The 26,972-nt window shown below is 62.9% G+C and carries 21 protein-coding genes; 12 read left to right on the top strand and 9 right to left on the bottom strand.

Translation table 11 applies throughout. From position 1 onward, the window contains the following. Positions 1 to 4 precede the first annotated feature (4 nt). The 8 genes from RMN99_RS03960 to RMN99_RS03925 are packed head-to-tail and all read left to right on the top strand — an operon-like array spanning position 5 to position 10,710. On the top strand, positions 5 to 1,102 hold the full coding sequence (locus tag RMN99_RS03960) for a P-loop NTPase (RefSeq protein ID WP_309621993.1): 1,098 nt from the start codon (positions 5 to 7) through the stop codon (positions 1,100 to 1,102). A 2-nt stretch (positions 1,103 to 1,104) separates the two neighbouring features. Further along, positions 1,105 to 2,856, top strand: coding sequence for a preprotein translocase subunit YajC (locus RMN99_RS03955; RefSeq protein WP_309621992.1), 1,752 nt, complete (start codon positions 1,105 to 1,107; stop codon positions 2,854 to 2,856). 24 nt (positions 2,857 to 2,880) lie between these two features. Further along, a complete protein-coding gene (locus tag RMN99_RS03950; protein WP_309622008.1) occupies positions 2,881 to 4,056 on the top strand; it encodes an XrtA/PEP-CTERM system-associated ATPase in 1,176 nt (391 codons plus the stop codon). Positions 4,057 to 4,081: 25 nt separating this feature from the next. Continuing rightward, the gene (locus tag RMN99_RS03945; RefSeq protein ID WP_309621991.1) at positions 4,082 to 4,951 is read left to right on the top strand and encodes an XrtA system polysaccharide deacetylase; all 870 of its coding nucleotides are present in this window, start codon (positions 4,082 to 4,084) and stop codon (positions 4,949 to 4,951) included. Further along, complete coding sequence (locus RMN99_RS03940; protein WP_309621990.1) at positions 4,948 to 6,024, top strand: FemAB family XrtA/PEP-CTERM system-associated protein; 1,077 nt, start codon at positions 4,948 to 4,950, stop codon at positions 6,022 to 6,024. Before RMN99_RS03945 ends, RMN99_RS03940 begins: the two co-directional genes overlap by 4 nt. After that, a complete protein-coding gene (locus RMN99_RS03935; RefSeq protein WP_309621989.1) occupies positions 6,021 to 7,259 on the top strand; it encodes a TIGR03087 family PEP-CTERM/XrtA system glycosyltransferase in 1,239 nt (412 codons plus the stop codon). The genes RMN99_RS03940 and RMN99_RS03935 overlap by 4 nt, the downstream gene beginning before the upstream one ends. Beyond that, positions 7,249 to 8,805, top strand: coding sequence for an exosortase A (gene xrtA / locus RMN99_RS03930; RefSeq protein ID WP_309621988.1), 1,557 nt, complete (start codon positions 7,249 to 7,251; stop codon positions 8,803 to 8,805). Before RMN99_RS03935 ends, xrtA begins: the two co-directional genes overlap by 11 nt. A 12-nt stretch (positions 8,806 to 8,817) precedes the next feature. Continuing rightward, positions 8,818 to 10,710 (top strand): XrtA/PEP-CTERM system amidotransferase, encoded by a 1,893-nt coding sequence (locus RMN99_RS03925; protein WP_309621987.1) that lies wholly within the window; start codon positions 8,818 to 8,820, stop codon positions 10,708 to 10,710. A gap of 459 nt (positions 10,711 to 11,169) precedes the next feature. On the opposite strand, the gene RMN99_RS03920 is transcribed toward RMN99_RS03925, so the two are convergent. The 7 genes from RMN99_RS03920 to RMN99_RS03890 form a co-directional block, all read right to left on the bottom strand. Continuing rightward, entirely contained in the window at positions 11,170 to 13,479 is a 2,310-nt protein-coding gene (locus RMN99_RS03920; protein ID WP_309621986.1) for an EAL domain-containing protein, read from the bottom strand. A gap of 205 nt (positions 13,480 to 13,684) precedes the next feature. Next, the gene (zapE, locus tag RMN99_RS03915) at positions 13,685 to 14,797 is read right to left on the bottom strand and encodes a cell division protein ZapE (protein WP_309621985.1); all 1,113 of its coding nucleotides are present in this window, start codon (positions 14,795 to 14,797) and stop codon (positions 13,685 to 13,687) included. Continuing rightward, positions 14,794 to 15,255 (bottom strand): PaaI family thioesterase, encoded by a 462-nt coding sequence (locus tag RMN99_RS03910; RefSeq protein ID WP_309621984.1) that lies wholly within the window; start codon positions 15,253 to 15,255, stop codon positions 14,794 to 14,796. Before RMN99_RS03910 ends, zapE begins: the two co-directional genes overlap by 4 nt. Further along, positions 15,252 to 16,037, bottom strand: coding sequence for a succinate dehydrogenase iron-sulfur subunit (locus RMN99_RS03905; RefSeq protein WP_309621983.1), 786 nt, complete (start codon positions 16,035 to 16,037; stop codon positions 15,252 to 15,254). The genes RMN99_RS03910 and RMN99_RS03905 overlap by 4 nt, the downstream gene beginning before the upstream one ends. A gap of 87 nt (positions 16,038 to 16,124) precedes the next feature. Then, positions 16,125 to 16,715 carry a helix-turn-helix transcriptional regulator gene (locus RMN99_RS03900; protein ID WP_309621982.1) on the bottom strand — a complete coding sequence of 197 codons (591 nt, stop codon included), beginning with the start codon at positions 16,713 to 16,715 and terminating at the stop codon, positions 16,125 to 16,127. Positions 16,716 to 16,719: 4 nt separating this feature from the next. After that, complete coding sequence (locus RMN99_RS03895; RefSeq protein ID WP_309621981.1) at positions 16,720 to 17,202, bottom strand: hypothetical protein; 483 nt, start codon at positions 17,200 to 17,202, stop codon at positions 16,720 to 16,722. Between the two features lie 14 nt (positions 17,203 to 17,216). Continuing rightward, the gene (locus tag RMN99_RS03890) at positions 17,217 to 17,726 is read right to left on the bottom strand and encodes a helix-turn-helix transcriptional regulator (RefSeq protein WP_309621980.1); all 510 of its coding nucleotides are present in this window, start codon (positions 17,724 to 17,726) and stop codon (positions 17,217 to 17,219) included. Positions 17,727 to 17,998: 272 nt separating this feature from the next. Between RMN99_RS03890 and RMN99_RS03885 the strand changes: the two genes are divergently transcribed. Beyond that, positions 17,999 to 18,631, top strand: coding sequence for a class I SAM-dependent methyltransferase (locus tag RMN99_RS03885; RefSeq protein WP_309621979.1), 633 nt, complete (start codon positions 17,999 to 18,001; stop codon positions 18,629 to 18,631). Here RMN99_RS03885 and RMN99_RS03880 read toward each other — a convergent pair. Then, positions 18,628 to 19,623, bottom strand: a complete 996-nt coding sequence (locus tag RMN99_RS03880; RefSeq protein WP_309621978.1) for an MBL fold metallo-hydrolase — start codon at positions 19,621 to 19,623, stop codon at positions 18,628 to 18,630. The two genes, RMN99_RS03885 and RMN99_RS03880, sit on opposite strands and share 4 nt — an antisense overlap. 9 nt (positions 19,624 to 19,632) lie before the next feature. Beyond that, on the bottom strand, positions 19,633 to 22,344 hold the full coding sequence (locus RMN99_RS03875; protein WP_309621977.1) for a ribonuclease E/G: 2,712 nt from the start codon (positions 22,342 to 22,344) through the stop codon (positions 19,633 to 19,635). Positions 22,345 to 22,785: 441 nt separating this feature from the next. On the opposite strand from RMN99_RS03875, the gene RMN99_RS03870 reads away from it, so the two are divergent. The 3 genes from RMN99_RS03870 to RMN99_RS03860 all read left to right on the top strand — a co-directional run bounded on the left by RMN99_RS03870 (position 22,786) and on the right by RMN99_RS03860 (position 26,912). Further along, entirely contained in the window at positions 22,786 to 23,658 is an 873-nt protein-coding gene (locus RMN99_RS03870) for an N-acetylmuramoyl-L-alanine amidase (RefSeq protein ID WP_309621976.1), read from the top strand. A gap of 68 nt (positions 23,659 to 23,726) precedes the next feature. Continuing rightward, on the top strand, positions 23,727 to 26,333 hold the full coding sequence (locus RMN99_RS03865; RefSeq protein ID WP_309621975.1) for a transglycosylase domain-containing protein: 2,607 nt from the start codon (positions 23,727 to 23,729) through the stop codon (positions 26,331 to 26,333). A gap of 30 nt (positions 26,334 to 26,363) precedes the next feature. Further along, the gene (locus tag RMN99_RS03860) at positions 26,364 to 26,912 is read left to right on the top strand and encodes a peroxiredoxin (RefSeq protein ID WP_309621974.1); all 549 of its coding nucleotides are present in this window, start codon (positions 26,364 to 26,366) and stop codon (positions 26,910 to 26,912) included. Positions 26,913 to 26,972 lie beyond the last annotated feature (60 nt).

Raw genomic sequence — 26,972 nt, 5'->3', positions numbered from 1 at the left:
GATGATGACCGAACAGACCAAGATCCCCTTGCCTGACGCGGAACCGGCCAGGAAGCCTGGCGCGACCTTGATCGAGCGCGTTGTGCGCAATTACGATCTGGTCCAGCTGGCCCCGCCGCCGATCCCCGACAATCTGATGCCGCCGAAGGCCAGGCACCGCCGCTATCGCCGTGCCGACGAAGTCGTGGATGAAGCGCAGGCAGTCGAAGCGGAAGAGCCCGCTGTTGCAACCAAACCGATCGAGTCTTCCGCACCCGAAGTTGTGGTGTGTGAAGTCATCGACGTTGTGGCTGCACCACAGGCGGCGCCGGTTCCGGCCAGGGCCGCGAAGGCCCCGGTTCCTGCTGTATGCAAGGTCGAATTCAGCGGCGCGCGTCACCCGGTCAACCGCAACCACTTGCGCGATCAGGGGCTGATCGTTCCCGAAAGCGCGGTCACCGCGGTGCTCGAGGAATTCCGCATCGTGAAGCGCCAGCTGCTGTTCAATGCCGATCAGCTCAGCCAGCAGGGCATGGGCGCACCGGCCCAGCGCGTGCTTGTGTGCAGCCCGCATCCCGGTGAAGGGAAAAGCTTCACCTCGGTCAATCTGGCACTGGCAATTGCGGCCGAAAAGGAAACCGAAGTGCTGCTGGTCGATGCTGACTTTGCCAAGCCCTCGGTGCTTTCGATGCTTGGTCTGCCGGGCGGGCCGGGGCTGATGGATGCGCTGGTTGACCCGGACCTCGATCCCGTCAGCTGCGTGATTGGCACCGATGTTCCGGGGCTGTGGGTGATGCCGGCGGGCAATGCCACCGCGTCAGACAGCGAATACCTGTCTTCATCGCGGACCAAGGACGTGCTCGACCGGTTGGTCGAAGGCGCGCCCAATCGCTTCGTAATATTTGATTCCCCACCGGCGCTGGCGGCTTCGCCTGCGGCAGAACTGGCCAAATACGTTGGCCAGGCGGTGGTCGTGGCCCGGGCCGACAAGACCGGGCAAGGCGCGCTGGAAGATGCGATCTCGCTGCTTTCAGCCTGTCCCAATATCCAACTGCTTTTGAATGCCGTGCACTTCAGCCCGAGCGGTCGCCGCTTTGGCTCGTACTACGGCTACGGAGGGTGACCATGAAGTCCGACCTCATTACGCGGCTGATATCGCTGGCAGCGGGGCTGGCGATTGCCGTGCCCGGCGTGGCCCATGCCCAGTCCTTGCCTTACGGCGATGTTGCTGCACCCAGCGCTGGCGGCGGCGAAGATATAGGCGGCGATGATGCCGAAGCCGGTGAAGACGATTCGGCTGATGGAAACGTCATGCCCGGGGTCCACACCCGCAAGGTTTCGGTGACGCCCTATATCGAATTCCAGCAGGTGGTCACCACCGAGCTCAGCCCGGGCAACGAAACCCTGACCTGGTCAAGCGTGGCGGTGGGCGCCGATGCCTCGATCAGGAACCGCAACGCCGAAGCCGGTCTGGCCGTGCGCTATGAACGCCGCTTTGGCTGGGGCAGCAATGCCGAGGACAGCGACGCGGTAACCGGGATTGCCCGTGCCAGCGTGGGTGTAGTGCCGGGCACGCTTTACCTTGAAGGCGGGGCCATGGCCGCGCGCGTCGGCGTGCAGAACAACGGCTCGACCGTCTCGGGCTCGGCGTTCAGTCCCAATGCGACGCAGATCTGGTCGGCCTACATCGGCCCCTCGATCCGCGCCCGCGGCGGCGATGTCGAAATCGAAGGGCACTACCGTTTCGGCTACAACAAGGTTTCAGCGCCGCTCACCGTGCCGCTGGCGCCGGGCCAGGCCGCGCTCGACGTTTACGACGAGGGCACCGTGCACAACGCGATGATCCACTTTGGCACGCGCGCCGGTGTGGTCCTGCCGGTCGGCCTTGGCGTCGGGGCGGGCTGGAACCGCGAAGATGTGTCCAATCTCGATCAGCGTATCGATGACCGGCATGTCCGCGCCGATGCCACGCTTCCGCTTGGCCCGGACCTCGCGCTGGTTGGCGGGGTCGGTTACGAGGACGTCAAGGTTTCGCACCGTGATGCGCTGATCGACACGCTCACCGGACTGCCGGTGATCGGCAGCGATGGACGCTATGTCACCGATACCACCCAGCCGCGCCAGATCGCCTTCGAAACCGATGGCCTGATCTGGGATGCCGGAGTGATGTGGCGGCCCAGCAAGCGCACCGCACTGGAAGCCCATGTCGGCCGCCGCTATGGTTCGACCACCTATTTCGGCAGCTTTGCCTATGCCCCCAACACGCGGACCGCATTCAACGTTTCGGTCTACGATAATATCACGGGTTTTGGCGGACTTATGAACAACACCTTGGCCGATTTGCCAACGCAGTTCGAAGGCGTGCGCAATCCGCTCACCGGCGGGCTTGGCACGTGCGTTTCGGCACAGGGATCGGTCAGCCAGGGCGGGGCAAACTGCCTCAACGGCGCGCTCGCTTCGATCGGTTCGTCGACGTTCCGCGGCCGCGGGGTGATGGCCAGCCTGGCTTTGGGCGGGGGTGCGCTGGGTTACGGGGTGGCGGGCGGATATGAACGCCGCAAGTTCATCGCCGCGCCCGGGACTATCCTGGCCGCTGCCAATGGCGTGACCGACGAGAACTACTGGGTTGCCGCCTATCTCAACGGCCGGATCGACCAGAATTCGAGCTTCGGCACCAATGTCTGGGCCAGTTGGTACCAAAGCGGAGACGTGTTGGCTGGCAACACCGCGTCGTATGGGGCAACCGCAGCCTATTATCGCTCACTGACCCCCAACCTCACCGCCAATGCTGCGGTCGGGATCAATGGGGTCGAAAGCGAACTGTTGCAGGATTTCTGGTCGGCCTCGGCGCTGGTCGGCCTGCGGCTTTCGTTCTGAGCCTGAATTTGGGGGTATAGAGTGATGTTCAACGACTTCTACGGGCTCACCGGGCGGCCGTTCCAGCTTACGCCGGATCCTGCGTTCTATTTCGAGAGCCTGACGCACCGCAAGGCGCTGTCCTACCTGTCCTATGGCCTGGCCCAGGGCGAAGGCTTCGTGGTCATCACGGGTGAGGTTGGCGCGGGCAAATCCACGCTGGTTGCGCACTTGATGGCGACAATCGATCCGGCGCGGCTGACCGCGGCGCAGATCGTTACCAGCAAGCTTGACGGCGAAGAACTGGTCCACGTGGTGGCGCAGGCATTCGGCCTGATCGTCGACGGGCACGACAAAGCCAGTGCGCTGGGCGCGATCGAAGCGTTCCTTCACGATGAGGCCCGCGCGGGACGCCGCTGCCTGCTGGTGGTGGACGAATCGCAGAACCTCAGCCTTGAAGCGCTGGAAGAGCTGCGCATGCTCTCCAACTTCCAGCTTGGCTCGCATCCGCTGCTGCAGACGCTGCTGCTGGGGCAGCCCGAATTCCGCGATCTGATCCAGGATCACCCGCAACTTGAACAGCTGCGCCAGCGCGTGATCGCGGCGCATCACCTTGATGCGATGGAGCTGGGCGAAGTCCAGGCCTACATTGAGCACCGCCTCAAATGCGTCGGCTGGACGGGCAATCCCAAATTCGATCAGCGCGTCTATACCGAACTGTTCGCCGCTTCGGGCGGTGTGCCGCGCCGAATCAACCAGATCTGCAACCGGCTGATGATGCTGGGCGCGGTCGATCAGCGTAACCGGATTGATGGCGCGATGCTCAGCCAGGTTCTGGAAGAGCTGGAACTGGACGGCACCATGCCGCTGAACAAGCCGGCCAAAGCAGAGCTGCCGGCCGAACAGCAGATGCTGTCGAGCCCCGCGCACCAGCCGATCCCGGTTGATGCGGTGGCGATGGCGCAGCTGCAGGCTATGCTGGCCGAGCGCGACGCGCAGATTTCCGAACTGCAGCAGGCGGTGCTTGAACTGGCCAACGAACAGGAAGCTGTGCCTGCCGCGATGGCCGATCCGGCCCAGGCTTCGGCGCTGGCCGCGATCGAGGCCAAACTCGCCAGTTTCGAAGCCAAGATGCTCGAACAGGAACGCACGATCCGCCACACGCTGACCATGCTGATCGAGTGGATCGAAGCCGACGACGCCAGCCGCGTGGCGGCCTGAGCAAGCGGAGGATCGAAGGGGCATTATGTCCGATACGGTGGTCAATGGTCTTTCGGTCGATGTCGAGGACTGGTTTCAGGTCGGCGCTTTCGAAGGCGTGATCGACCGCGAAAACTGGGATTCGCTCGGTAGCCGGGTCGAGGCCAATTGCGACGCGATCCTTGAAATGTTCGCCCGCGCCGAAGTGAAGGCCACCTTCTTCACGCTGGGCTGGGTGGCGCAGCGCCATGGACCGCTGCTGCGCCGGATTGTCGATGCCGGACACGAACTGGCCAGCCACGGCTGGGACCACGAACGCGTCTTCCGGTTTGACCGGCCAAGCTTTGCGGCCGATCTTGAACGTAGCCGCAAGGCGCTGGAAGATGCCGGCGGGGTGCGGATCACCGGCTACCGTGCGCCCAGCTTCTCGATCGATCAGCGCACGCCGTGGGCCTATATGGAGCTGGCCGAACAAGGCTTTGAATACTCCTCCTCGGTCGCGCCGATCAAACACGATCACTATGGCTGGCGCGATGCCCCGCGCTTTGCCTTCAAACCGCTGCCCTGGGCCGATCTGATCGAGATCCCCGTCACCACCGCGCATTTTGCCGGGCGGCGACTGGCGGCGGGCGGTGGCGGGTTTTTCCGGGTGCTGCCCTATGGCTTTTCACGCTGGGCGATCCGCCAGGTCAACCGTCAGGACAAGCGTCCGGCGGTGTTCTATTTTCACCCGTGGGAAATTGATCCGCAGCAGCCGCGCGTCACCGGCGCATCGATGCGCAGCCGGGTGCGGCATTACACCAACCTTGATGTGATGGCGCAAAAACTGGAGCAGTTGGTCCGCGATTTCGCTTGGGGGCGGATGGATCTGCTGGCCCATCGCGAGCGCGGCCTGGCGGTGGATCTGGCAGCATGAACGCGCCGTTCCGGTCTGCCAGCAACCAGATCAGCCTCGCCAACCTTGCCGATCCGGGCGAGGTCCGGCGGATCGAAGCCTATGTTGCGCAGCACGGCGAAGGCGATGCCTTTCACCGCCCGGCGTGGCTGTTGGGCGCTGCGGCCGGCACCGGCAACCGCGCGCTGGCGCTGACGCTGGAAAGCGGCGGTGAACTTGCCGGATACCTTCCGTTGATCGAAATTCATTCGCCGCTGTTCGGCCGGGTGATGGCCTCAACCGGGTTCGGCGTCGGCGGTGGGATGCTGGTCGATCAGCCGGGCAAGGCCAAATACCTGTTTGCCGCGCTGGAAGAGCTGTGCCTGCGCCGCTCGGTTCCATCTACCGAACTGCGTGGTGGTGTGCTGCCCAAGGCGCGCGAGGGCTGGTCGATCAAGCGCAATTCGCACTGCGGGTTTGTCTTGCCGCTAGCGGCTGACGACGAAGCCCAGTTGAACACGATCCCGCGCAAACAGCGTGCCGAAGTGCGCAAGGGGCTTGCCGGGGAACTGACAGTCACGACCGGCAGCGATGCCCGCCACCGCGCCGCGCACTATGCGGTCTATGCCGAATCTGTCCGCAATCTGGGCACGCCGGTATTTCCGCGCAGCCTGTTTGATGCGGTTCTGAACACTTTCGGCGACGAGGCTGATATTCTTGTGGTCTGGAGCGGCGATGCGCCGGTCTCCGCCGTGTTGTCGTTGTATCACAAGGGCGCGGTGATGCCCTATTGGGGCGGCGGCACCTGGGATGCGCGGCGGCTGCGCGCGAATGACCGGATGTACTACGAACTGATGCTCCACGCCCGCCGGCGCGGCTGCGAGCGGTTCGATTTCGGCCGCTCGAAAACCGACAGCGGCGCTTACCACTTCAAGCGCAACTGGGGGTTCGAACCGGAACCGCTGTCTTACGCAGTGTGGACTGCGCCGGGCGCAGAAGCCCGCGATGCCGATCCCACCAGCCAACGCCACGCCGCCCGCATCGCGCTGTGGAAGCGCTTGCCACTGCCTATCGCCAATCTGATCGGCCCGCACATCGCGCGGGGGCTGGGATGAGCGGCGAGATCCTGTTCCTGTCGCACCGGATCCCGTTTCCGCCCAATCGCGGTGACAAGATCCGTTCGCACCACATATTGCGCCACCTTGCGGCGCTCGCGCCGGTGCATGTGGCTACTTTCGCCGATGACCTTGCCGACATGGCCGCCGAAAGCGAACTGGCCGCGCTATGTGCCAGCCACTGCCTGGTCCAGCGCACCAAGCCGCTGTGGCGCGCCGGGATCAAGGCGGTGGCGAGCGGCAAGCCGGTCAGCCTCACGGCGTTCCAGTCACCGCAGCTTTCGGCCTATGTCCGCGCTGTGCTGGCAAGCGGCCGGGTTGACACGATCTACGCCTTTTCGGGTCAGATGGGGCAGTACATCCCGGGCACCTTTGCCGGCCGGGTGCTGTTCGATTTCGTCGATGTCGATTCGGCCAAGTTCGAAGCCTATGCCGAAACCGGTAAGGGCCCGCGCCGCTGGATCGATGCACGCGAAGGGTGGCTGCTCGCGGCCGAGGAAGCCCGGCTGGCCGCGCGCAGCCAGGTCAGCCTGCTGGTTTCTAACGAGGAAGCGGCGCTGTTCCGCGCACGGCTTGATCCGGCGCTGCAGGCGACCTGCGATGTACGTGCCTTGCGCAACGGGATCGACAGCGCGCTGTTCGATCCGGCCGCCTGCACCCCGGCACCTGCGATGCTGCAATGCCCAGGCCCGCGGCTGATCTTTGCCGGACAGATGGACTATCCCCCCAATGTTGCGGCTGCCCTGCGCGCCGCGCAGCAGATCCTGCCGGCCATCCGCGCGCAGCTTCCCCAAGCGACGCTGCATATCGCCGGGCGCAACCCGCCGGCTGACCTTCGTGCACTGCACGGCAAGAATGGCGTCAATGTGTGGGGCGCGGTCGCGGATATCCGTGAATGGCTCGTTGCCGCCGATCTGGCGCTGGTGCCGCTGACGATTGCCCGCGGGGTGCAGAACAAGGTGCTTGAAGCCATGTCGATGGCGCTTCCAGTGGTGCTCACCCCGGCTGCGGCAACCGGGATTGGCGGAAGTGATGGGGCAACCTATGCGGTCGGCGAAAGCGATGCTGCGCTTGCAGATCGCACAATCGACCTGCTTTCAGACCCGGGCTTTGCCGCGCAATTGGGCCAGAACGCACGGCGTTTCGTGGTCGAGGGGCTCAGTTGGGACGCGACCTTGGCTCCGCTTGCGGCCATGCTTGGCCTTGGCGCCGCAGCGGCGCGTCATGCGGCTTGACGCGATCAGACTGCCTGCTCTGGCACACTGGGAGACGGTCCCCGAAAGCTGGCGCAAGGCGCTGTCTGCACTGGCGCTGACCTGGTTCACCCTGATCGCTGCGTTTGCCGGCGATTGGCTGGCGATGTTTGATCAGTGGTGGAATTCGTCGACCTATAATCACGTCCTGCTGGTTATCCCGATCATCGGCTGGCTGGCGTGGCAGCGCTGGCCGCAGGTCTCAACGCTTGATCCGCAGCCATGGCGCTGGGGGCTTGTTGCCCTGGCCGGTGCCGTGCTGCTGTGGGTGCTGGGCACATTTGCGGGCTTCAATCTGGTGCGCCAGACCGGCGCGGTCGCCATGCTGCCGGCCACTGGCCTGTTGCTGCTGGGGCCCCGCGTGTTCACCGCGTTGCTGTTCCCGTTCGCTTACATGGCGTTTCTGGTTCCCTTTGGCGACGAATTGATCCCGCCCTTGCAGACCATAACCGCGAAAATGACCATCGCGCTGGTCGATTTTACCGCGATACCGGCTCAAATCGACGGCGTGTTCATTGATACCCCGGCCGGGCTGTTCGAAGTGGCCGAGGCCTGCTCGGGGGTCAAATTCCTGATCGCGATGGTGGCGCTGGGGGTGCTTGTCGGCAATGTCTGCTTCAAGACCTGGCGCCGCCGGATCGCCTTTCTGGCGCTGTGCATCGTGGTGCCGGTCCTGGCCAACGGTGTGCGGGCCTGGGGGACGATTTTCGCGGCGCAGTATGTTGGCGCCGAAACGGCCGGCGGGATCGATCACCTGATCTACGGCTGGGTGTTTTTCGCGCTGGTGATTACCGCGGTCATGGCGATCGGCTGGCGCTATTTCGACCGCGATCCGCGTGAGCCGATGGTCGATATCGAGGCCGTGCGCAGTGCGCCGCTGCTGGACCGGCTTGAACGCCAGGCAATCGCTGCGCCGCTGGCGCTTGCGCTTGCCGCCGTGCTGGTGATCGGCGGGGCGGGCTGGGCGAAGGCGGCCGACGCGCTTGAAGCGTCTCTGCCGCAGCAGATCTTCCTGCCCGATGTGGCGGGCTGGAAACGCGTCGCCTATCAGCCGCAAGCCGCCTGGGAACCGCGCGCCGCGGGCGCTGCGCACCGGCTGCTGGGCCGCTACGAGGACGCTGCTGGCAATCAGGTCGATGTCTTTTTTGCCGTGTTCGCCGCGCAAGGTGAAGGACGCGAGGCCGGAGGCTTCGGGCAAGGGGCATTGACACCCAATAGCACCTGGGCCTGGACCAGTGCGGGTCCGGAGATCGGCGGTGCCCGCTCTGACCGGCTGCTGTCGGGCGGATCGATCGAACGGTTCGCGCTGACCTGGTATCGCACCGGTTCGGTCACCAGCGGCAGCAACATCGCGCTCAAGATCGCCAACATCGAAGATCGCCTGCTGCTGCGGGCGCGGCCCACGGCAATGCTGATCGTTTCGGCGGAAAGCCGGCCTGGCCGCAGTGCCACGGCGGCGCTGCAGGCCTTCACCCGCACGATCGGCGATCCCGGACCATGGATGGACCGCATCGGCGAACAGCGCTAAGCGCCTATTCGCATGTGCGGAATCGCGGGTCTTTATCATCTCACCACGCCCAAGCCGGTTGATCCTGCGCGGATCGAGCGGATGATCGCGGCCATGCCGCACCGCGGCCCGGACGGGCAGGGGGTGTGGACTGCACCGGGCGTCGGGCTGGGACATTTGCGCCTGTCGATCATCGATGTCGCCGGATCGCCGCAGCCGATGGCCGCCAGCGATGGGCAGGCCATGCTGGTCTTCAACGGCGAGATATACAATTTCCGTGAACTGCGTGCCGAGCTGAAAGGGCAGGGCGCGCAGTTTCACACCGATGGCGATAGCGAGGTGATCCTGGCCACCTGGCAGCGTTGGGGCCCCGATTGCGTAACGCGCCTGCACGGCATGTTCGCCTTTGCGATTTACGATGTGCCCAGCCGCAAGTTGTTCCTGGCGCGGGACCGGTTGGGGGTGAAGCCGCTGTTCTATGCCCCGCTCAGCGATGGCAGCCTGGCGTTTGCGTCCGAGCTCAAGGGGCTGCTGGCCCACCCGCTGCTGCGCCGCGATATCGATCCGCTCGCGGTTGAGGACTACCTGACCTGGGGTTACGTTCCTGATCATCGCTCGTTCCTGGCGGGCGTGCACAAGCTGCCGGCCGGACACACGCTGCTGCTGTCGCACGATCACCCGCTGCCCGCACCGCAACCCTACTGGGATGTCAGCTTTGCCGAGCGCCGCACCGGGCGCACGGCCGATCTTGAGGCGGAACTGCTGCACCTGCTGCGCCAGGCGGTAACCTCGCGGATGGTTTCGGACGTGCCGCTGGGTGCGTTCCTTTCGGGCGGCGTCGATAGTTCGGCGGTCGTTGCGCTGATGGCCGAAGCGAGCGGGGACCGGGTCAAGACCTGTTCGATCGGTTTCGATGTCGGCGCGCTCGATGAAAGCGCCTACGCACAGCAGATTGCGCGCAAATTCGGCACCGATCACCGGGGCCGGCAGGTTTCGCCCGATGATTTCGAACATGTCGATGAACTGGCGGCGATGTTCGATGAGCCTTTTGCCGATGCATCGGCACTGCCGACCTGGCGGGTCTGCCAATTGGCGCGCGAAAGCGTGACCGTGGCGCTTTCGGGTGACGGCGCGGACGAAGCCTTTGCTGGCTATCGCCGCCACAAATTCCAGTTCGGTGAAGACCGCGCGCGCAGTTTCCTGCCGCAGGCGCTGCGCGGGCCGCTGCTGGGCGGGCTTGGCGCGGTCTATCCCAAGGCCGATTGGGCCCCGCGCCCGCTGCGCGCAAAAACGACGCTGCTCTCTCTCGCCGGTACCAGCGAGGCTGGCTATGCCCGCGCGCTCTCTATCCTCCCGCCGGAACTGCGTGATACGCTCTATTCGCCCGAATTCATCCGTCTGCGCGGGGATTACCGGGCCGAACAGCCGTTCGAAGAGATGATGCGCCAGGCACCGGGCAGGTCCGGGCTTGACCGGGCGCAGTACGCCGATCTCAAATTCTGGCTACCCGGCGACATTCTGACCAAGGTTGACCGTACCAGCATGGCGGTCAGCCTTGAAGCGCGTGAGCCGCTGCTCGATCATCGCCTGATCGAATTTGCCGCGACCTTGCCCGAAGCGTTGCGGCTGCGCCGCGGCGAAGGAAAGTGGCTGCTCAAGAAAACGATGCAGCGTTACTTGCCCGATGAGATTCTTTACCGGCCCAAACAGGGCTTCGTGATGCCGATCAGCCAGTGGTTTCGTGGTCCGCTGGCCGAAAGCGCCCGCGCGATCGGTTCCAGCGCCGCTTTGTCGCGAATCGGTTGGTTCGATTCGAAGCGGCTGTCGGCCCTGGCCGAAGCGCATATTGCCGGCCATTCCGATCATGGCCGCGTGCTGTGGCAGCTGCTGATGCTGGATAAGGCCATCGGCCGCTTGGCGAGCTGAAAAAACTAAGAGATGTCAGTTAGATAGAGAAACGGCCCCGACTTGCGTCGAGGCCGTTTTCAACTCAGTCTGCGGTGGGAATTACTTCCTGCCGCCACGACCAGTCACAAGCCATTCAAAGATTTCCATCGCAACCTCCTGAGCGGTCGACTCGCCTTGAGTCGATAACTGCAGAGCCATCGATAACCAAATCTTAACTTTAGGCAACAGGATTTTCTTAACCACGGTTGCACAGTGCATATTAACCATCGGTTCTGAGAGATTTTTTTGACAACAAACCTTGCGGGACGGATTGGAGCCCTTGTCGATAGAGCAAGGTCAAGACAAGCGACGGTACCGGATTGCTCCGGTCCGCCATTTCTGCGCGACTCTATTCAGCAAAATTTGAAAGTTGTTGCAGCTTCATCCCAATCGCACTGCCTAGAGGCTGCGTTTTGCGATGTCCCGGCTTAGCGGCGGTCAGGCAGCCTTGATACGCTGGCTGGCGGAAAGCAGGGATTCGAGCGCTTCGATCCGCATCGGCTTGGCCAGATAGTATCCCTGCGCTACGTCGCAACCGATCGCCCTGAGCAGTTCCAGCGTTTCGGGATCCTCGATCCCTTCGGCGATCACGCGGCGGCCCAGGCCATGTGCTAGTTCGATGGTCGATTCGACCAGCAGCATATCGCCGTTGTCATGGAGCAGGCTGGTCACGAAGCGGCGATCGATCTTGATTTCCTGGCAGGGTACCGAACGCAGGTATTCAAGCGTCGCATTGCCGGTGCCGTAATCATCGATCGACAGGGCGATCCCCAGAGCGTCAATCCCGGCCAGGTTGGTTGCAACCGTGGCATGCTCGGCGAAGGGCGCGGATTCGGTGACCTCAAGCGTAAGGTTCCGGGTCGGGAAACCAGTCCGGCTGAGGACTTGAAGGATCATGGCAGGCAGATTGGCCTGTTCCATCACCGTAGCGGAAATATTGACGCTCAGCCGGAATTCCGGATGAAGCGCAAGGATCGGCCCGGCGGCGCGGGTTGCATGCTCCAGCACGTGGAAGGTCAGTTTGCCGATCCGGTTGTGCTCTTCGGCAGGAAGGATGAACGCTTCGGGCGAGATGGCGCCGCGCGTCGGATGCTGCCAGCGGACCAGGGCTTCAGCGCCGATAATGCTGTCGGCCTTCAGATCGAATTGCGGCTGATAGGCTATCCAGATGTCGCCGCCTTCGATCGCGGCATCCAGTTCGCTCATCAGCGAAAGTTCCCACGCGCTTTCCTCGTCGTTGTCTGAGGTGTTGAACATGTAGGGCTGATGCCTTGATGCGGCCGTATCGGCAGCCAGCAGCGCGCGGCCGATGCGGTTCGCTACGGGCCGGGCAAGATCGGTGTCGACGCCGATGGCAACATGGATATCGACTTTGCGGCCCCGGATCAGGAACAGGCTTTCCGTAAGCCGGACCAGCCCGGCGATGTGGCCAGCGAGTTCTGCCGGGGGCAAAGCCGGACCAAGCCAATACAGCACATCCTCGGCCTGATAGAAGGTGGCGGCTTCACCCGGCAAGGTCAGGCGCCGGACAATTTCCGTAATCAGTTCATCTTCAACCGATTCCGAAAAGCTGGCGCCGACCGCAGCATAGTTGCGGATGCGCATGGCGATAATCGGCCTTGTTGCAACCAAAGGCTCTTCGCGCAGGGCCGAAAGGTTGGGCAGCAAAGTGGCGGCGTTCTGTTTTCGGGCCTGGATGATAGCGCGAAGGTTTGCCAGACGATAAGCCGCCAGTCCGAAAGTGATATAGGCTGGCAGAAATTCGGCAATGATATGAAAGTGATCGAGAACAAAGGGCGTAATAATGGCGGCGCCTACCGCGGCGATCAAGATCAGGCCAGACCGGCGCTTGTTCCTGGCGAGCAGCAGCAAAATTACGAGAGAAGCTGAAACCAGATAGGCAGGCAGCCAGCCAATGCTTATTGGCCGACGTTCGCGCAGCGTTTGCGCACCAACAGCATGATTGTAGACCCCGGGAAACCAGCCTTTTCCGGAAACATGCGCCATGTCTTGACTGCTGGAGGCAGTGTCGCCGATCAGCACATCCTTGCCAGCAAACGCACTTGCCGGCACCACTCCGTCTATCACATCGATCATGCTGTAAGTGGGAATGCTATCGATATCGATTGCCCAATCGGGCCGATAGGTCGATTTGAGAGCGCCGTCCTGATCAGCAATAATTGCCGAAAGTGACCGGACAACAACGTTTCCATGACGGCTTTTGTAGTAAAGCTCTTCCGATAGTCCAAAGGGTGCAACCTTGGCCTGAATCGACCCCACGACAGCTCGGCTCAGAAACAAAGCCAAGGGCAGCGATGGTTTGTCTTCATTCGTAACTCGGTCGCGGATTGGCAACGCGCCAAGCACCACTTTGCCGGGATGACGATCAAGCATCGCTGCAAATGCAAGATCACCTTCCTTGTCGATTCCCCGCTCAAAAGTAAAATCGAACAGAACGCGTTTTGCACCACGGGCAATCAGATCATCCACCAGACGGGCGTCCGTGCTGCGCGAATAGTAATACGTCCCCAGCCGTTTGATCGAACGGTCATCAAGTCCGACGACGACAACCTTGCCATCGGCAGGCCGTTCGCGGACGAGGTTGCGGTTGCCGCGATAGATGTCCTCAAGCGGACGGCCAGCGTTGACCGCACCGATGCAGGCACCGATGATCAGCGCCCACATCACGCTGCGCAGCGCCGAGGCCGATTTCTTCGATTTCGCCTTGCGGGAAAAGGGCCAGATCATGCCGCGCCGCCGTTCCGGCTCAAACCAGTCAGGAAAGTTCGGCAAATGCAGGAAAAGGCTGCGCCTTTGCGCCTGCGCAGAGCGCAGGTACGGGTTACCGGCAAAAGCAGTCCCTTCGGCATGCTTTGGCGATTAGAGCCTAATCGGTAACAATTCGTTATCCCTACTTCCGAGTGAGCAGACGCGCACCGCGCAGGATCCGGCTTCAGGCTTCGCCGTGGCCGGCGGCGAGATAGTCCTCGCTCTGCATTTCCATAAGGCGCGATGCGGTGCGTTCGAATTCAAAGGCACCGTCGCCGGAACGGTAGAGCGCTTCAGGCTGCGCTGCGGCGGTGGCGAACAGCTTGACCTTGTTCTCATACAGCGCGTCGATCAAGGTGACGAAGCGCGCCGCTTCATTGCGGTTGTCCGGGCCCATCGCCGGGATGCCGACCACGATTACCGTGTGGTAGGTCTGCGCCACCGCCAGGTAATCCGCCGCCCCGCGCGCCTCGCCGCACAGCTTACTGAAGCTGAACACCGCCACACCTTTGAGGCTTTTTGGCACGTGCAAGGTGCGCCCGCCGCCAAGGTCAAGATCGGCAGAGGGGACGTTTGCGCTGTCTTCGGGGGGGAAATCGGTTAGCCGGAAAAAGGCCTCGCGCACTTGCGCTGTGGCACTGTCGCCCAGCGGGGTGTGCCAGGTATCGATCCCGGCAAGGCGTTCAAGCCGGTAATCGTGCGGGCCATTGAGCGCCATGACGTCAAGATCCTGCTCGATCAGGGCAATGAACGGCAGGAAATGCTCACGGTTGAGGCCGTCCTTGTAAAGCGCGCCGGGCGCGCGGTTGGATGTGGTGACCACCACCAGCCCATGATCGCGGATCAGCGCGGTGAACAGCCGGCTCATGATCATCGCATCGGCCGAATTGTTGACGACCATTTCATCGAAAGCGAGCACGCGCAGGTTGGTTGCGATTTTCGCGGCGACCGGCGGGATCGGATCGCCGGTTTCGCTCTGCCTTGCTTCGCGCAGCAGCGCATGAACCTCGATCATGAAGGCGTGAAAATGAGTGCGGCGTTTTTCGGGGATCGCCAGGCACTGGTGGAACAGGTCCATAAGCATCGATTTGCCACGCCCGACGCCGCCCCACAGGTAGAGCCCGCGCGGGCGTGCGGCTTTGCGGCCAAGCAGGCGGCCAAGCAGGCCCGGAGCTTCGTATCGCTCAAGTTGCTGCTGCAGGTTGCCTAGCCGCTGCGCTGCGGCCAGTTGTCCGGGATCGGGGCGCAGCTCGCCATTTTCGACCAGCTGGTGATAGCGGACGAGCAGGCCGGTCATCTGGGTGCAGAGGGTTTGCGGATCGTACCCGAAAAGGCCGCTATCAGGTTGCCTTCACCCTGTTCAACCACCCCGCGCAGGAACACCAGCCGGCGCGTCTCTTTCAGCAGTTCGGTCACTGCATCGCAGGGTTGGTCTGGCTTGCCGGCACCGATGAACTGGATCGAAAGATCAAGCGTGACGGCGGTTCCGGCCTCGATGATCCCCAGCATGCGCGAACAAGCGAACAGGCCGATATCGATCAGCGCCAGCACCGTGCCGCCATGGATATTGTTGCCCAGGTTGGTGTGGCGATGTTCGGGGAACATCCGCAGGCGTGCCGTGCGATCACCTTCGGCGCGGACCAGCAATTTGGGAAACATCCAGTTGTTGAAGCGTGACAGATCGTTGAGCTGCCAGGTCTGCCAGCCGGGATTGTCCGGATCGGGCTCACTCCTGAATCCCCGATCGTCGCTCAAACGTGACGCTCCGCCTGCATCTTCTTGATTTCTGCGATCGCGCGGGCCGGGCTGAGGCCCTTGGGGCAGACGTTGGCGCAGTTCATGATCGTGTGGCAGCGATAGAGGCGGAAGGGATCTTCCAGCTCGTCGAGCCGTTCGCCGGTCATTTCATCGCGGCTGTCGGCCAGCCAGCGATAAGCCTGCAACAGGATTGCCGGGCCAAGGAACTTGTCGCTGTTCCACCAATAGCTCGGGCAGCTGGTCGAACAGCAGGCGCACAGAATGCATTCGTAAAGCCCGTCCAGCTTTTCACGCTGCTGCGGGCTTTGCAGGCGTTCCTTGCCCGATGGGGTCGGCGTGACGGTCTGCAGCCACGGCCGGATCGAACTGTACTGGGCATAGAAATGCGTGAAATCGGGAACCAGATCCTTGATCACTTCCATGTGGGGCAGGGGGGTGATCCGCACATCGCCCGAAAGATCCTCGATCGCGGTCGTGCAGGCGAGGCCGTTGCGGCCATTGATGTTCATCGAGCACGAACCGCAGATGCCTTCGCGGCAAGACCGGCGAAAGGTCAGCGTCGGGTCCATTTCCGACTTCATCTTGATCAGCGCATCAAGCACCATCGGCCCGCACTGGTCGAGGTCAATATCGAACGTATCGTAGCGCGGGTTTTGGCCCGAATCCGGATCGTAGCGATAGACCGTGAAGGTCTTGACCCGCGGACCCGCGTCAGCCGCACTGTGGCGCGTGCCGTTGTTGTGGATCTTGCTGTTTGCCGGAAGCGTGAAAGTCGCCATGGAAAGTCCCTGATCGCTGGCGGCCAAACGGCCTTGCGGGCTTCTCTCTAGCAATTCATCGGCAAGGGGCAAGTGCCCCGAAGGCCATTATGGCTGCACCGCGCCGCCAGGACCAAGAAGTTTGGTGACGAAAATGGCGACAGCAAGCGCGGCCAGGACGATGACGAGCATGATCATCACGCGCGCCATCGCCATCGGCCGTTCTTCACTGCTTAGCCAGGCTGGCAAGCTGGGAGAAAAAGCAGCGGAAAGCTGCGACCCATCCAATCCAGTTTCACCGAAATTGTGCGACCCGCCGGTGAGACTGGCCTGAATGCTTTCCGCGACCGCCCCATTGCCGCCCGCGGCGGAGTCCGATAGGTGAATTTTTTGCCATATCGGGTCATTCGATGGTGCATCTGTAGAAAAATTCAGGCGGTAAAGCCGTGCCAATTCGCCTCTTGGCAGGCCGCCAAGCCTGGCCCTTACTATTTCGATGCGTTGATTTACGGCACTTTCGGAAATGCCAAGTAGCCCGGCAATCTCCTTACTGGTGCGATTGTCGGCAACCAATGCCAGCACTTCACGCTGTTTTCTGGTGAGCTGGGGTAATGATCGCTCTGCCGGAGCCTTGCTGGTCATGGGAAACCCTTCTTGATTATCGGCATACTCCAGCTTGACCCCCGCGACAATCGCCAAGCGCTCATCCGTCCGGCTGCCGCGTTAGCCTTGCCGCGGCGCGCCATTTGACGCGCAGAAGGCTGGCGAGGATGCCGCCCCACAATGCCGCGATCATGATCAAGTTGGCCAGGGCGGCAATCAGGCGCGCCGCACGCGCTGCGGGCGGTTCTTGAAGTCCGGCTACAACCAGCGCCAATGAAGCCACAAGCACGCACGCCGCGACCACCAGCGGCCAAAATTCACGGGCGCGCAGACTTATCGGTAAGATGAACATCAGCCCGATCGCCGAACAGGCGGCATGAAGGCTGTCTTGCGGGCCATATGCGAGCCAAGCGAACAGGTGGATCATCACCATTGCGGCGACGGCCACCGACAACGCCCGCGAAACCGCACTGGCTCTGCGCCCGGCAAGCCAAAGACCTGCCAGGGCGACCAACATGAGCGGTGAGGGCCACTGCAGCGTGATCCAGCCGAGTAGAACCGGTTCGCCGGAAGGGAAAATCATTGCGTCCTCCTGGCCTAACCCATGAGCCTGCCGAGCTTGTCGGAAGCATCGAGCAGCAGCACCAGCAGCGCCGCCAGGCCTACAGCGATCGCAACAACCAGGGCGAGCCGGGGAAGCAGGCCTTGCGGATGAGCCAGCGATGAAGAAAAGGTGGAGGGTTGCAACACGCCATCGGTCTCTTCGAAACCGGGGTCCTCGAGAACGGTGGCCCCCTCCGCATGTGAGGGTTGGCCGCCATCATCCCCCAGCTGAAGCTGGATTGGCTTACCTGTAAGTGAATTACTGGTCGGTAGGGTGATCAGCAAGGTATGCTGATGGCGGTAGATGCGGGCGATCTGCGAGCGCGGCAGGCCGCCCAGGCGCTGCCGGATCGTTTCGATCCGCTGGTTCACCGCACTTTCTGAAATGCGCAGTTTTCTGCCGATTTCCTTGCTCGTCAGACCTTCAGAGACAAGCGCCAGGACTTCCTTTTGCTTGCCCGTCAGGCGATCGATCAGGGCGGCCCGGGAGATTTCATCAGTCATGTTGAGGGTTGCAATAGCCGGTTCGCGATCTGGTAACAAATCCCTAGTGCAAGAGACTTGAACTGCGCGAACCCCGGTGTGTCACGCCAACCATCGGACATGTCGTTAATTCGCAGGTCCGACTTCAATTTGGCACAGCTGCTTGTGGCGGCAAAATCGGGAAGATCGTTGGGGTGGTCATCGCCTGTACGATAAATCCGCATTTTGGCCTTCCTCCCGCGCAGCACTGTGGCATCATGGCGCAGACCACAGGGCAGGGGAAGCAGCGGATCATGGGACTTGGGAATTGGTATGATGAAAACATCGTTCCGCGCGTGATCCGGTGCGCCTGTTCAGCGCCAGCGATCATGAAGGTGCGCCAACAGGTGGTGCCGCTAGCCGCAGGCCAGGTGTTCGAGCTGGGCTGCGGGGGCGGGATCAACCAGCAATTCTACGATGCGCAAAAGGTTACATATTTTGCCGGAATGGACCCATCGCCAAAAGGGCTCGACTATGCCCGCAGCGCCGCCGACGGCCGTGGGTTCCAGGCTGATCTGCGGCAAGGATTCGGCGAAGCGATCCCGTTTCCTGCCGCCAGCTTCGATTGCGTGGTTTGCACCTACACACTCTGCTCGGTTGACGATCCCGCGCAGGTGCTGCGCGAAATGCACCGTATTCTGAAGCCCGGGGGCAGGCTCTTGTTTGCAGAACACGGCAAGGCGCCAGACGAAAATGTACGCACCTGGCAAGGCCGGATCGAACCGGTGTGGAAGCGCCTGGCTGGCGGATGCCATCTGACCCGGCCGATCAGCAGCGCGGTTGCGGGCGGCGGCTTTGCGGTCGCGCCGATCGGTGCGCGCTATGCCCCGAAGACGCCGCGCTGGGCGGGGTGGATGGAATGGGGTGTGGGGCTGAAAGCGGGCTAGAAGCCGCGCACTTCGCCGACTTGCATGATCCAGGCGTTTTCCTCGCCGTATTGCTGTTCCAGCGCCGCCCGGCGAAACCGCGCGGGCGCTTCGAACGGATCCTCAGGGGTGAGCATGATGCTGCCCCAATGCATGCCTACTGCGGTGCGTGCACGGATATCGCGCGCGATCATGATCGCTTCTTCGGGCGTTGCATGGCTGGCTTCCATGATTATGCGCGGCTCATAGGCACCTATACCGACGAGTGCGAGGTCAAACGGACCCGCGCGTTCGCCAATCTCGCGAAAGCAGGCACCATAGCCGGTATCGCCACCAAACCAGACCTTCCGGTGCGGCCCGGCGAGCGCCATGCTGGCCCACAAGGTGCGATTGCGATCGAACGGACCGCGGCCTGAGAAGTGCACTGCAGGAAGCGCCGTGACCGTCAGTGCCCCGCACCGCCAATCCTGCCACCAGTCTATCTCGGTGATCCGGGTGAAACCCTGGCGGCGCAGCAAGGGGGCAAGCCCCAGCGGGCAGACCACAGGTGTTTGCGCGCGCCAGCGATAGGCCCCTAGTGCGGCGCCATCGACATGATCGTAATGGTTGTGGCTGATCACGATGAGATCGAGCTGGGGCAAATCGGCTGCGGTGATTGCGGGCGGAAGGAAGCGGCGCGGGCCAAGGCCAAACGGCCCGGCGGCCTTTCCCAGATAGGGATCGGTCAACACCAGTTTACCGCCAATCCGCAAAGCGAAGCAGGCATGGCCAAGCCAGGTTACCTCGTTTTCCTGCATGGCGGAAAGATCAGGCGCGATAGCGGTGGCAAGACCCGGCGGCAGCGGCGGCAGCTTGGCCCGGCGCATGTCCCACAGCAGGAATTTGAGGAAATCGCGCAGCCGGGCGCGGCTGACCGGGCTTCCTTCCGGGTTGCGAAAACCCCCGCCCTGGCGGTGGTGGTAAGGCGGCTGGATGGCGCCGACCGCGCCGGGTGGATCACCGGGCGCGGCCATTGCCTTGTCTTATTCGCCGAAAGTGCGCTGCCACCATCCGCGACGCGGCGTCCCGGTGGTTTCGTCGCCATCTTCTGCCATCGCTGGTTCGCCTTCGGCAGGATCGGCGGCTTCGGTCTCGGCATCCGTCTTTTTCTTGCGGGTGCGCTTGGGCTTGGCCGCAACTTCCTCGGCTACTTCAACCGGAGCCGATTCGGCAGCGGGTGCTTCGGCGGTGGCTTCGGCTTCGAGGTCGGCCTTCGTCTTGCGGGTCCGCCTGGGCTTGGCCGGAGCCTCCTCGGCAAGCGGGGCTTCCTCGGCCGGGGCGGCTTCGGCTGCAACCTCGGCTGCGGGTTCGGCTTCAACTTCGACGTCGGCCTTTTTGCGGCGGCTGCGTTTGGGCTTGGCCGGTGCTTCTTCGGCAAGCGGGGCTTCGATCAATGCCGGTTCGGCAACGTCGGCTCCGTCGGCTTCGCCTTCTGCGGCCTCGTCACCATTTTCTGCCGACTGGCCTTCACCGTCGCCGCGGCCCTTGCCGCCACGCCGCCGCCGACCGCGCCGACGCCGCTTGCGCGGACCTTCGCCATCTTCGGCCTTTTCAGCGGCTGAGCGATCATCGTCGCCTTCGCCCTCATCCTCGCCGGCATCGTCGTCGTTGTCGCTGCGCGGCGTATCACCTTGTTCTCTGCGCGGCGCATCGTCGCGATCGCGCCCGCCACGCCGGCGGCGCTTGCGGCGAGGCTTGCCGCGTTCTTCTTCGCTTTCTTCGTCCGCGCGCTCTTCGGCTTCGAACTCTTCCTCGTCCTCGATCACGTCGTCGTCATCATCTTCTTCAAGCGCGATCGGTTCGAAGCGCGGCACGAATTCGGGGCGCGGGCCTGATGAGGCGACGCGCATCTTCGAGCCTTCGTTCTCGCCCTCGGGCAGCACTTCGACGTGCACGCCATAGCGGTGCTCTATTTCGCCGAGATCGCCGCGCTTGGCGTTGAGCAGATAGACCGCCGCTTCGGTGCTGGCGTAGAGCGAGATCACCGAGCCCTTGCCCTTGGCAGCCTCTTCCTCGATCAGCCGCAGCGCCGAAAGCCCCGCGCTTGATGCAGTGCGGACCAGGCCGGTGCCATCGCAGTGCGGACAGCCCCGTGTGGTGGCTTCGAGCACGCCGGTGCGCAGGCGCTGGCGGCTCATTTCCATCAGCCCGAAGCTGGAAATGCGGCCCACCTGGATCCGCGCGCGGTCGTTCTTGAGCGCGTCCTTCATCGCTTTTTCGACTTTGCGGACGTTGGAATTGTATTCCATGTCGATGAAATCGATCACCACCAGCCCGGCCATATCGCGCAGGCGCAGCTGCCGGGCGATTTCGCGCGCGGCCTCAAGGTTGGTGTTGAGCGCAGTCGCCTCGATCCCGTGTTCCTTGGTCGAACGGCCCGAGTTGATGTCGATCGAAACCAGCGCTTCGGTCGGGTTGATCACGATATAGCCGCCGCTTTTCAGCTGGACTTCGGGATCGTACATCGCGGTCAGCTGGTCTTCGGCGCCATAGCGCTGGAACAGCGGCACCGGATCGGCATAGTGCTTCACCCGCTTGGCGTGGCTGGGCATCAGCAGCTTCATGAAATCGCGCGCGGCGCGGTAGCCATGCTCGCCTTCAACCACCACGTCTTCGATCTCGCGGTTGTAGATGTCGCGGATCGCGCGCTTGATCAGATCGCTGTCCGAATGGATCAGCGCCGGGGCAGTGGAGCCCAGCGTGGTATCGCGAATTTCATCCCACAGGCGGGCGAGGTAATCGAAATCGCGCTTGATCTCGGTCTTGGTGCGCTGCAGCCCGGCGGTACGCACGATGCAGCCCATGCTTTTGGGCAGGTCCATCTCGGCGATGATGCCCTTGAGACGCTTGCGATCTCCGGCCGAATTGATCTTGCGGCTGATCCCGCCGCCATGGCTCGAATTGGGCATCAGCACGCAATAGCGACCAGCAAGGCTGAGGTAAGTGGTAAGCGCAGCGCCCTTGTTGCCGCGTTCTTCCTTGACCACCTGGACCAGCAGCACCTGGCGGCGCTGGATCACGTCCTGGATCTTGTAGCGGCGGCGCAGCGCCATGCGCTTGGCGCGCAGTTCGTCGGCTTCCTTGGCGTGGCCGCGATTGCCTGATCCGCCCTGACGGCGGCGGCCGCGGCCGCGCTGGCGGTTGTCGCCGGCATCGCCGTTGTCGCCTTCTTCGGCGGCATCTTCGCCGTCGTGATCGAAAGCCCCGTCAACGTGGCCGTCCTCGATCGTTGCAACGTCGTCCTTTTCAGACGTGTCGACTTCCATCACCCCGCCGAAATCGTCGTCGTCGTGATGATCGTGGCTGGTACCGGCCATGTCATCGGCCAGGCTTTCGCCCAGTTCGTCGTCGCCAACGAAATCTTCCTCACCTTCGGCAATGGCGCGCAGTGCGGCCTCTTCCTCGGCGTGGGCAGCCTCTTCGGCGAGCAGCTGCTCCCGGTCTTCCTTGGGGATCTGGTAATAATCGGGGTGGATTTCGCTAAAGGCCAGGAAACCGTGGCGATTGCCGCCGAAGTCAACAAAGGCCGCTTGCAGCGACGGTTCTACCCGGGTGACCTTGGCAAGATAGATATTGCCCTTGATCTGCTTGTGTTCGGCGGATTCGAAATCGAACTCGTCAATCCGGTTGCCTTTGAGCACCGCCACCCGGGTTTCTTCCGGGTGGCGCGCATCGATAAGCATGCGCGTTGTCATTGTAGATTCTCCGTGCGCGCCCGGTGCAGCGCGACCCGAAGGTGCGTGCGGAGATGGCGCGGCTGTATGCGGACAGTCCGCGCCCGGCTGAGCATACGCTCCGGCCGGTTGCGGATGTATCGGTGATGCCGGACCCAAGGCGGGTTCCGGCGGCGATGTGTGCGTCTGCAGCAAAAAAGAGACGCGGCAACCCTGCGCGCGGCTGGCCCGCCATCCCATACGCCGAAGCCGCTAGGGCTCCCGACGACTGGAACGGTGCTAGGCTCTTCATTGTTGCATCAACCTGTTTGATCCGGAACGAAAATTTCCGGATTCTCCCCCCGAAAGCGGCCATGCCGGTTTCGGTCGAAGGTTTGCCTAGCATCGCTTCGCGGCGGCGGCAAGTTGCTTGCCGCAATGCGGCGATTGCGCCGCGCCGATTGTCGCACTAGTCACATGGCGATGCGCCGTACTGTTCTGCTGTCTGCGATAATCGTCGTACCAATCGCGGTATTCGCCGCGATGGTTTTGGCTGACCGTAGTTTCGGGCGGCCGGGGCGGGGCTTTGACTATATCGTTGCGGTTGACTTGCCGAGGCCTGAAGCCGGTGCGGCGCTGCCCAAGATCGAAGGGCCGCTCGATGCCAGCCGCCCGCTGGTGGTGATCGATGCCGGACACGGCGGCAAGGATCCCGGGGCCGGGCAGGGCGACCTCAAGGAAAAGACCCTGACCCTGATGCTGGCCGAAGCGCTGCGTGACGCATTGCTGAAGCAGGGCGGGGTGCGCGTTGCCCTGACCCGCGGCGACGATACCTACCTGTTCCTCGAAGAACGGCCAGAGATTGCCCGTAAGCTGGGCGCCGACCTGTTCATCTCGATCCATGCCGACAGCACCGAGGCAGATAACGGCGCCAAGGGTGCAACGGTCTATACCCTGTCAGCCAAGGGCAGCAACCAGGAGGCCGAGAAGATGGCGGCGCGCGAAAACGCTGCTGATCAGGTCTATGGCGTCAGGATCGAAGGACGGAGCAGCGATGTCAGCGCAGCACTGATCGATCTGGCCCAGCGCCAGACCCAGGCGCGATCGGAAACCTTTGCTCAGCTGGTCCTGCGCGAAGGGCGCGGGCTGATGCCGTTCAAGCGAACCGAACCGCAATCGGCCGCCTTTGTCGTGCTCAAATCGCCCGATGTGCCCTCGGTGCTGTTCGAGACCGGCTATATCAACAACACCGACGATGTCGCGCGGCTAACGTCCTCCGCCGGGCGAAACGGCTTCGCCAGTGCACTGGCACAGGCAATCCGCGTGTTTTTTGCGCGGACATCGGCAGCGGCATGATTTTCGCCGGATTGCGCGCGGCAAGGCGCTGGCAAATGCGGTGCGGGCCATGCTAGAGGCCACAATTCATGGCTGAAAGTGACGATCAGGAACCCACTTCGGTACGCTTGCGGATCCGCCGCGAGGCAAGCGGGCTGTGGTCGCGGACCAAGGGCCTGGCCAGCGGCCTGTGGGCGCGCATTCGCGCAAGCGACTTTGCCGATTGGTACCGGGCGCGGTGGGCCGATAACCGCAAGTTTCGTGTGTTCAATTATCTGCTGGGGGCTTTTGTCGCCTTCAATCTGCTGTTCTGGGTAGCGGTAACGCGGAACCTGCCTTCGGCCGATAGCCTGCTCACTTACCAGCCGCCGCTGCCCACCATGGTGCGCGGCAGCGATGGCGAGATCGTCTATTCCTATGCGCGCGAACGGCGCGTTCAGCTGCGCTATGTCGATTTTCCGGAAAAGCTCAAAGGCGCTTACCTTTCAGCCGAGGACAAGACTTTCTGGAGCCATGGCGGGGTCGATTACAGCGGCCTGATCGGCGCGGTGTTCGATTATGTGACCAAGCTGGGTTCGGGCAAGCGCGCCAAGGGCGGATCGACCATTACCCAGCAGGTTGCGAAGAACATCCTGATCGGCAACGAATACTCAGTCACTCGCAAGATCAAGGAAATGGTCGTCGCCCGGCGCATCGAAAGCGTGCTGGAAAAGGAACAGATCCTCGAGCTTTATCTCAACGAAATTCCGCTCGGCCGGCAAAGCTTCGGGGTTCAGGCGGCAGCGCAGGCCTATTTCGGCAAGGATGTGGCCGAACTGTCGCTGGCGCAGGACGCTTTCCTCGCCGCCCTGCCGCGCGGGCCCGAAATCTACGGCCGCGCCAACCACGCCGCAGAGGCGGTTGAACGGCGCAATTGGGTGCTCGACCAGATGGTCAGGAACGGTGCAGCCAGCGCGGCCGAAGCGGCTGCCGCCAAGGCCGAGCCGCTGGGCATAATTCCGCGCCGCGGGGATAACTGGGATCCGGCCAACGGTTACTTCATCGAAGAAGTCCGCCGTCAGCTGATCGACCGGTACGGTGAGAATGCCGAGACTGGCCCTAACAGCGTCTATGCCGGCGGACTGTGGGTGCGCACCTCGCTTGATCCGCAGTTGCAAAAGGCCTCGCAGGATTCGCTGCGCAAGGGGTTGCTCGGCTTTGGCGGGCGCGGCGGGAACGGCAAACCGCTTGATCACGTCGATCTCGACAAGGATGCCTGGCAAGGCCAGATCGCCTTGCTCAACAAGTCGATCAACTTTGAAAACTGGCGCGTCGGCCTGGTGATCGGCCGGACGGGCAATGCGGTCACAGTCGGCTTTGCCGATGGCGATAAGGGCGCGTTGACCGGTGCGCCGGCGACCATCGCAGAAGGCGATGTGGTTGCCGCGGCACCGGTCGGCACCAAGATCTGGACGTTCCGTTCGATCCCCGAGATCACCGGCGGGTTGCTGCTCGAAGATGCGCATTCGGGCCGCGTGCTAGCCATGCAGGGCGGCTTCGATGCGGGTCTTGGCAGCTTCAACCGCGCCACTCAGGCGCAGCGCCAACCGGGTTCGACGATCAAGCCGTTTGTTTATGGCACGGGGCTCGATTTCGGGATGAGCCCGTCGAGCGAAGTGATCGACGGCAAGTTCTGCGTTTATCAGGGTTCGAGCCTTGGCCAGAAGTGCTTCCAGAACTTCGGTGGAGGAGGCAGCGGCGCTACTCACACGATGCGCTGGGGACTGGAACAATCGCGCAATCTGATGACCGTCCGGATCGCCAACGATACCGGAATGGACAACGTGTCCAGAACCTTTGAACGGGTCGGTATTGGCAAGTATCCGCCCTATCTCGCGTTTGCGCTGGGTGCTGGCGAAACGACGGTGCAACAGATGGTCAACGCCTATGCCGCGCTGGCCAATAACGGGGTGCAGTTTCCGGCAACCGTCATCGATTATGTCCAGGATCGCACCGGAAAGGTGATCTTGCGCGCCGACACCCGCCGCTGCGAAAAGTGCAACATGGCAGAGTGGGACGGCAAGCCGATGCCGCGGTTCAATTCGCGCGGCAAGCAGGTGATGGATCCGCGCACCGCGTTCCAGGTGGTGCACATGCTCGAAGGCGTGGTCACCCGCGGCACTGCTTATGCGCTGGCCGATCTTGGCCTGCCGCTGTTCGGCAAGACCGGCACCACCAGTGGGCCGACCAACGTGTGGTTTGTGGGCGGAAATCAGGATATCGTCGGCGGGGTTTACCTGGGCTATGACCAGCCGCGTTCGCTGGGCGGGTGGGCGCAGGGCGGCAGCGTGGCCGCGCCGATCTTCAAGCAATTGGTAGCCTCCACGCGGCCGCGCTGGAGCACGCGCCCGTTCACTGCACCGGCCGAAATTCACTGGGTCAAGGTTGACCGGATCAGCGGCAAACGGGTGTTCACCGGCACGCCTGGCGATGGCCGCGATGCCAGCGTGATCTGGGAAGCTTTCAAGGCGGAAAGCGAAGCCCGGCCCGGGATCGGAACCGAAGAGCGCGAGAAGCAGCGCGCCGCACTGATTGCTGCGGCACGGCGCGGGGCCGGGCGACCCAAAGCGCCTGCAGCCGATACATCCGCCGGCCCGGCCAAGGAACCTGATGCGGTTCCTGCGATTGCCCCGGGTCCGGCGGCAACCAGCGAATAACGAGGGCCGGGGGGCTTTGAGGAGACTATGATGAAGCGCAATTTGTTTGGCCTTGCGATGGCCGCCGCGATCCTGGCTATTCCCGCCGCCGCACCGGCCGATCTGCCGATTGGTGCGCGCGCACCCCAATTCGTAACGCAAGGCGCGCTGGGCGGCACGGTGTTCAATTTCAACCTGGCGCGGGCGCTGCGCAAAGGGCCGGTGGTGCTCTACTTCTACCCCAAGAGCTTTACCGATGGCTGCACCATCGAAGCGCGCATGTTTGCCGAGAAGGCTCAGGCGTTCAAGGCGGCTGGGGCGACGCTGATCGGGCTGTCCGCTGATACGATCCAGGTGCAGCAGGATTTCAGCCGCAAGGAATGCAGCAGCAAGTTCCCGGTCGGGGTCGCCACCCCGGCGATTATCGGTTCCTACGATGTGCACCTCAAGAAGCCCGATGGCGCGCAAACCGGCCGTTCGAGCCGGACCAGCTATGTGATTGCCCGCGATGGCCGGGTGGTCCTGGCCTATACCGACATGAACCCGGGCGAACATGTTACCCGGACGCTCGCGGCGGTACAGGCCTTGCGCCGCCGCTGACCGGCCCCTTTACATTGCGGGCAATCAGACTAACGGCCTGCCTTCCGAATTTCTGGAGTA

This window comes from Novosphingobium sp. (assembly GCF_031417815.1).
Taxonomy (GTDB): Bacteria; Pseudomonadota; Alphaproteobacteria; order Sphingomonadales; family Sphingomonadaceae; genus Novosphingobium.
Note: the sequence above shows the minus strand (reverse complement) of the source record. Positions and strands in the feature narration are given on the sequence as shown.

Bases quoted from the DNA above. Each gene is read 5' to 3' on its own strand.
- RMN99_RS03960 (WP_309621993.1), top strand. From the start codon at position 5: ATGACCGAACAGACCAAGATCCCCTTGCCTGACGCGGAACCGGCCAGG.
- RMN99_RS03955 (WP_309621992.1), top strand. From the start codon at position 1,105: ATGAAGTCCGACCTCATTACGCGGCTGATATCGCTGGCAGCGGGGCTG.
- RMN99_RS03950 (WP_309622008.1), top strand. From the start codon at position 2,881: ATGTTCAACGACTTCTACGGGCTCACCGGGCGGCCGTTCCAGCTTACG.
- RMN99_RS03945 (WP_309621991.1), top strand. From the start codon at position 4,082: ATGTCCGATACGGTGGTCAATGGTCTTTCGGTCGATGTCGAGGACTGG.
- RMN99_RS03940 (WP_309621990.1), top strand. From the start codon at position 4,948: ATGAACGCGCCGTTCCGGTCTGCCAGCAACCAGATCAGCCTCGCCAAC.
- RMN99_RS03935 (WP_309621989.1), top strand. From the start codon at position 6,021: ATGAGCGGCGAGATCCTGTTCCTGTCGCACCGGATCCCGTTTCCGCCC.
- xrtA (WP_309621988.1), top strand. From the start codon at position 7,249: ATGCGGCTTGACGCGATCAGACTGCCTGCTCTGGCACACTGGGAGACG.
- RMN99_RS03925 (WP_309621987.1), top strand. From the start codon at position 8,818: ATGTGCGGAATCGCGGGTCTTTATCATCTCACCACGCCCAAGCCGGTT.
- RMN99_RS03920 (WP_309621986.1), bottom strand. From the start codon at position 13,479: ATGATCTGGCCCTTTTCCCGCAAGGCGAAATCGAAGAAATCGGCCTCG.
- zapE (WP_309621985.1), bottom strand. From the start codon at position 14,797: ATGACCGGCCTGCTCGTCCGCTATCACCAGCTGGTCGAAAATGGCGAG.
- RMN99_RS03905 (WP_309621983.1), bottom strand. From the start codon at position 16,037: ATGGCGACTTTCACGCTTCCGGCAAACAGCAAGATCCACAACAACGGC.
- RMN99_RS03895 (WP_309621981.1), bottom strand. From the start codon at position 17,202: ATGATTTTCCCTTCCGGCGAACCGGTTCTACTCGGCTGGATCACGCTG.
- RMN99_RS03890 (WP_309621980.1), bottom strand. From the start codon at position 17,726: ATGACTGATGAAATCTCCCGGGCCGCCCTGATCGATCGCCTGACGGGC.
- RMN99_RS03885 (WP_309621979.1), top strand. From the start codon at position 17,999: ATGGGACTTGGGAATTGGTATGATGAAAACATCGTTCCGCGCGTGATC.
- RMN99_RS03880 (WP_309621978.1), bottom strand. From the start codon at position 19,623: ATGGCCGCGCCCGGTGATCCACCCGGCGCGGTCGGCGCCATCCAGCCG.
- RMN99_RS03875 (WP_309621977.1), bottom strand. From the start codon at position 22,344: ATGACAACGCGCATGCTTATCGATGCGCGCCACCCGGAAGAAACCCGG.
- RMN99_RS03870 (WP_309621976.1), top strand. From the start codon at position 22,786: ATGCGCCGTACTGTTCTGCTGTCTGCGATAATCGTCGTACCAATCGCG.
- RMN99_RS03865 (WP_309621975.1), top strand. From the start codon at position 23,727: ATGGCTGAAAGTGACGATCAGGAACCCACTTCGGTACGCTTGCGGATC.
- RMN99_RS03860 (WP_309621974.1), top strand. From the start codon at position 26,364: ATGAAGCGCAATTTGTTTGGCCTTGCGATGGCCGCCGCGATCCTGGCT.